Here is a 5,449-nt window from a genome sequence, read left to right as displayed (position 1 = left end):
GAGGCGCTGCGCCGCGTGATCGAGCCAGCGGACTTCGGCCTCCGCGGCGAAGATCATGGAGTCGGCGACCAGCGACCACGCGAGTCCTTCGGGGTCGTCCCCGTCTCCTCGCGCCTGTCGCTCGTGCTGGAGCGCTTCCAGCTGTCGCATCGATGCCGATCGCTGCGCGTCGATCGTGGCTGCGGCGTCGACGCCGGGGAGGGTCGCTGCGACGGCCAGTTTGATCGTCAGTTCGTCGCGGGTGCCCTGGGAGCGCACGACGGGGGAGGAGAGCCAGTTCTCGACGTCCGTGTGCCCCGCATCCGTGATCTGCCAGTACACGTGACCGTGGTCGTCGGCATCGCCACGCGAGACCAGCCCGTCGCGTTCCAGACGCTCGAGGGTGTTGTAGATCTGCCCGACGTTCAGCGGCCAGATCGAGCCGGTGCGGCGATCGAACTCGTGTCGGAGCTGGTAGCCGTAGCAGGGCCCCTGCGCGAGGATGGCGAGCAGGCTCTGGCGTACTGACATCGTTCATCTCCGTTACCGTGCGTGGGAATGCGATACCGAGTATATGGTTATCGGTCGCACCCCCGGACCGACGCGCGGGACCACCATGCAGGCGACGTGCAGGTCACGGCCCGGTAACATGGCGAAGTATGCCTGGCGTCGGGTTCACCGATGGCCGGCGAATTACCCACTGACAGGGAGATGACATCCGTGGCCAATCCTCTTGAGAAGCTGCTGCGTGCGGGCGAGGGGCGGGTCATCCGCCGCCTGAATCAGGTCGTCAAGGCAGTGGGAGCGCTGGAAGAGGACATCTCCAAGCTCACCGACGACGAGCTGCGCAACGAGACCGTCGAGCTGCGCGCCCGCTTCGAGAAGGGTGAGACCCTCGATCAGCTGATGCCGGAGGCATTCGCCGCGGTGCGAGAGGCCGCCAAGCGCACCCTCGGCATGCGTGCCTACGACGTGCAGATCATGGGTGGTGCCGCCCTTCACCTCGGCAACATCGCCGAGATGAAGACCGGTGAGGGAAAGACACTCGTCGCGACGCTGCCCGCGTATCTGAACGCGATCGCCGGCAAGGGCGTGCACGTCATCACGGTCAACGACTTCCTGGCCAGCTACCAGGCAGAGCTCATGGGGCGTGTGTTCCGTGCTCTCGGCATGACCACGGGCATCATCGTCTCCGGTCAGACGCCTGCGGTGCGCCGCGAGCAGTACGCCGCCGACATCACCTACGGCACGAACAACGAGTTCGGCTTCGACTACCTGCGCGACAACATGGCGTGGCGCAAGGAGGACCTCGTCCAGCGCGAGCACTTCTTCGCGATCGTCGACGAGGTCGACTCGATCCTCATCGACGAGGCCCGCACCCCGCTCATCATCTCCGGCCCGTCGTCGGGCGAGGCCAACCGCTGGTTCGCCGAGTTCGCCAAGATCGCCCGCACCCTCGAGGTCGGCGTGGACTACGAGGTCGACGAGAAGAAGCGCACCGTCGGCGTGCTCGAGCCCGGTATCGAGAAGGTCGAGGACTACCTCGGCATCGACAACCTCTACGAGTCGGCGAACACCCCCCTGATCTCGTTCCTCAACAACTCGATCAAGGCACTCGCGTTGTTCAAGAAGGACACCGACTACGTCGTGATGAACGACGAGGTCATGATCGTCGACGAGCACACGGGTCGCATCCTGGTCGGTCGCCGCTACAACGAGGGCATCCACCAGGCGATCGAGGCGAAGGAGGGCGTGCCGGTCAAGGCAGAGAACCAGACCCTCGCCACCGTCACCCTGCAGAACTACTTCCGTCTCTACGACAAGCTCGCCGGCATGACCGGTACGGCCGAGACCGAGGCCGCCGAGTTCATGTCGACGTACAAGCTCGGCGTCATCCCGATCCCGACCAACCGGCCGATGATCCGCAAGGACCAGTCCGACCTCGTCTACAAGAACGAGACCGCGAAGTTCGCTCAGGTCGTCGAGGACATCGCCGAGCGGCACGCGGAGGGCCAGCCGGTTCTGGTCGGAACGGTCAGCGTCGAGAAGAGCGAGTACCTCTCGCGCCTGCTCGCGAAGAAGGGCATCAAGCACGAGGTCCTCAACGCGAAGAACCACGCGCGCGAGGCCGAGATCGTCGCGCGCGCCGGTCGCCTGGGCGCAGTCACCGTCGCCACGAACATGGCCGGACGAGGAACCGACATCATGCTCGGCGGAAACGCCGAGTTCCTCGCGGTCCAGGAGCTCAAGGGCAAGGGGCTCGACCCCGTGGAGACGCCCGAGGAGTACGAGATCGCGTGGGACGAGACCTACGAGGCGATGAAGAGCGTCGTCGCGGAGGAGGCCGAGAAGGTCATCGCGGCCGGCGGTCTCTACGTGCTCGGCACCGAGCGCCACGAGTCGCGCCGCATCGACAACCAGCTTCGCGGTCGTTCCGGCCGTCAGGGTGACCCCGGTGAGAGCCGCTTCTACCTGAGCCTCACCGACGATCTGATGCGTCTGTTCCAGTCGGGGGCGGCCGAGGCCATCCTCGCCCGCACCAACTTCCCGGACGATGTGCCGATCGAGTCGGGGCTCGTCTCCCGAGCGATCCGCAGCGCCCAGTCGCAGGTCGAGTCCCGCAACGCCGAGATGCGCAAGAACGTCCTGAAGTACGACGACGTCCTGAACCGCCAGCGTGAGGCCATCTACGCGGATCGTCGGCACATCCTCCAGGGCGATGACATCGCCGATCGTGTGCAGCACTTCATCGAGGACGCCATCAGCGGCGTCGTGCGAGACCACACCGGCGAGGGCCACAACGAGAGCTGGGACTTCGATGCCCTCTGGACCGAGCTCAAGACGCTCTACCCGGTGGGCGTGACGATCGACGAGGTCGTGGCCGAGGCCGCCGACCGCAAGGGCGGCATCGATGCGGACGGGCTCACCCGTGAGCTGCTCTCCGACGCGAAGATCGCGTACCAGACGCGTGAGGAGTCTCTCGGCGAGGCCGCCACGCGCGAGCTCGAGCGTCGTGTCGTGCTGCAGGTGCTCGATCGTCGCTGGCGCGACCACCTCTACGAGATGGACTACCTCAAGGACGGCATCGGCCTTCGTGCGATGGCTCAGCGCGACCCCCTCATCGAGTACCAGCGTGAGGGCTACGCCATGTTCCAGTCGATGATGGGCCAGATCAAGGAGGAGTCGGTCGGCTACCTCTACAACCTCGAGGTCGAGGTGCGTCGCGCCGGTGACTCGGAGACGGCCGAGGTCGAGGCCAAGGGGCTGACCGGTCACTGGACGCTCACCTGGCTGGAAGGCCGCGCGATCGCTGAGCTCGACGCGGGGTGGGAGGTCTTCCAGACCGCCTCCGGCGAGATCGTCGCCCGCCCCTTCGAGGACTGAACCTCCTCGCCAGGACGACACCGGGTCTCAGCGTCGGGTCAGCCCGAGCTGGGCGAGAGCGTGGTCGACGGCGCGCGGATCCTGCCTGCGGGTCTGCTGTTCGCGCAGCAGATCCAGGGAGAGCTCACGCCGTTCGGCGCGCCGCGAGCGGTGCGATGTAGCCGTCCATCGAGAACACGCCCTCCGTCACCACCACGCGGAAACGGGCGTCCGAGGCGGCCTGCAGCTGCGCTTCGAGATCGGCCATGTCTCGGTTCCGGTAGCGGAGCCTGCGCGCTTTCGAGAGCCGGATACCGTCGATGATCGACGCATGGTTGAGCTCGTCCGAGATGATCGCATCCTCGGCGGAGAAGAGCGTCTCGAACACGCCCCCGTTCGCGTCGAAGCACGACGAGTACAGGATGGCCTCGTCCGTGCCGAGGAAGTCGGCGAGCCGACGCTCGAGCTCGAGGTGCTGCTCCTGAGTACCGCAGATGAAGCGCACGCTGGCCAGACCGTAGCCCCATTCCTGCAGGGCCGTGGTCGCGGCGTCGAGGATGCGCGGGTCGTCGGCGAGGCCGAGGTAGTTGTTGGCACAGAAGTTCAGCACCTCCGTGCCGTTCGCGGTGATCGAGGCGTTCTGCGGTCCGCGGATGCCGCGCTCATGCTTGGTGAGTCCGGCCTCCTCGATCCCCGCCAGCTCTCCCGCCACATGCTTCTGAAAAGTCCCGTACATCACAGCTCCGTCCAGTCGAGGATGATCTTGCCCGTTCCCGCAGACTCGGCCGCAGCGAAGCCGCGCTCCCCGTCGCGAGCGGGGACGACCTCGGCGATCACCCGGCCGATGGCGTCCCGCAGGGTCGCGCTGGTCTGCAGCATCGCCCCCATCGCGTTCCATGTCTCGAACATCTCGCGTCCGTAGATGCCCTTGATCGTGAGCATGTGGGTGACGAGCTTGCCCCAGTCGACTCCGAACCCCGCGCTAGGCAGACCCAGCATCGCAATGCGGCCGCCGTGGTTCATGTTGTCGATCATGGCCGGGAGAGCCGAGGGCGCACCGCTCATCTCGAATCCGATGTCGAACCCCTCCCGCATTCCGAGCGCCTGCTGCGCATCGCGGATGTCGCGGACCGAGACGTCGACCACCTCGTCGGCGCCCATCCGGCGGGCCATCTCCAGGCGGGGTGCGCTGACGTCGGTCGCCGTGATGAACCGTGCACCCGCGTGCCGGGCCACCGCGATCGCCATCAGCCCGATGGGTCCGCAGCCGGTGACGAGCACGTCCTCACCGACGAGCGGGTACGTGAGGGCGGTGTGGACGGCGTTGCCGAGGGGATCGAAGATCGCACCGAGTTCGGGCGTCACCTCGGAGTGGTGCACCCACACATTCGTCGCGGGAAGAGCGAGGTACTCCGCGAAGGCGCCGTCGCGCTGCAGACCGAGGCCGATCGTGCGGATGCACATCTGGCGGCGACCCGCCCGGCAGTTGCGACACGTGCCGCACACGATGTGTCCTTCGCCAGACACCCGGTCGCCGACGGCGATGTCGTGCACACCGGGGCCGACCTCGACGACCTCCCCGTAGAACTCGTGGCCGGGGATGAGCGGAGCGGCGATCGCGGACGCCGCCCAGTCATCCCAACGGAGGATGTGCAGATCGGTGCCGCAGATCCCCGTGCGCAACACCCGGATGACGACGTCGTCGGTGCCGGCGATCCGATCAGGACGCTCGACGAGCTCGAGTCCGGTGCCGGGTGCGCCTTTGTACAGTGCCTTCGTGTGTTCGATCCCATCGCATCAGACGATGTAGAACAATCGGCATCGTCTGCATCATCGATGTAGCCGCACCCACACTGAGAACGTGGAACTCCATCAGCTGCAGATCCTGCGAGAGCTTGGTGCTCTCGGGAGCGTGACGGCGGTGGCCGACGCGCTCCGGGTCACCCCCTCCGCCGTATCCCAACAGCTCGCCGCCCTGCAGAGAGGCGTTCCGACCCCGCTGACCCGCAGGCTCGGTCGCACACTCGCTCTCACACCTGCCGGCGAGGTGCTGGCAGCGGCGGGTGCCGAGGTCATCGACGCGATGGCCTCGGCGCGGCACGCCCTC

The 5,449-nt window shown here is 66.7% G+C and carries 4 protein-coding genes and 1 pseudogene; 2 read left to right on the top strand and 3 right to left on the bottom strand.

Features of this window, described 5'->3' with window-relative positions:
* A partial coding sequence (locus KZA10_RS07135) for a PadR family transcriptional regulator (protein WP_218682515.1) occupies positions 1-510 on the bottom strand: 510 nt, incomplete at its 3' end.
* 189 nt (positions 511-699) lie between these two features.
* Between KZA10_RS07135 and secA the strand changes: the two genes are divergently transcribed.
* Entirely contained in the window at positions 700-3,363 is a 2,664-nt protein-coding gene (secA, locus tag KZA10_RS07130) for a preprotein translocase subunit SecA (RefSeq protein WP_308289610.1), read from the top strand.
* 142 nt (positions 3,364-3,505) lie between these two features.
* Here secA and KZA10_RS07125 read toward each other — a convergent pair.
* Positions 3,506-4,078 (bottom strand): annotated as a pseudogene (locus tag KZA10_RS07125) (aminotransferase class I/II-fold pyridoxal phosphate-dependent enzyme); the annotation flags it as partial.
* Positions 4,078-5,130, bottom strand: coding sequence for an L-threonine 3-dehydrogenase (gene tdh, locus KZA10_RS07120; protein ID WP_218682516.1), 1,053 nt, complete (start codon positions 5,128-5,130; stop codon positions 4,078-4,080). The pseudogene KZA10_RS07125 and the gene tdh, both read right to left, overlap by 1 nt.
* 73 nt (positions 5,131-5,203) lie before the next feature.
* On the opposite strand from tdh, the gene KZA10_RS07115 reads away from it, so the two are divergent.
* Positions 5,204-5,449: LysR family transcriptional regulator (locus KZA10_RS07115; RefSeq protein WP_218682514.1), on the top strand; the 246-nt coding region annotated here is incomplete at its 3' end.

The sequence above is a fragment of the Microbacterium sp. BF1 genome, from assembly GCF_019279095.1.
GTDB classification, from domain to species: Bacteria; Actinomycetota; Actinomycetes; order Actinomycetales; family Microbacteriaceae; genus Microbacterium; species Microbacterium maritypicum.
This window is presented reverse-complemented; position numbering and strand designations above follow the sequence as displayed.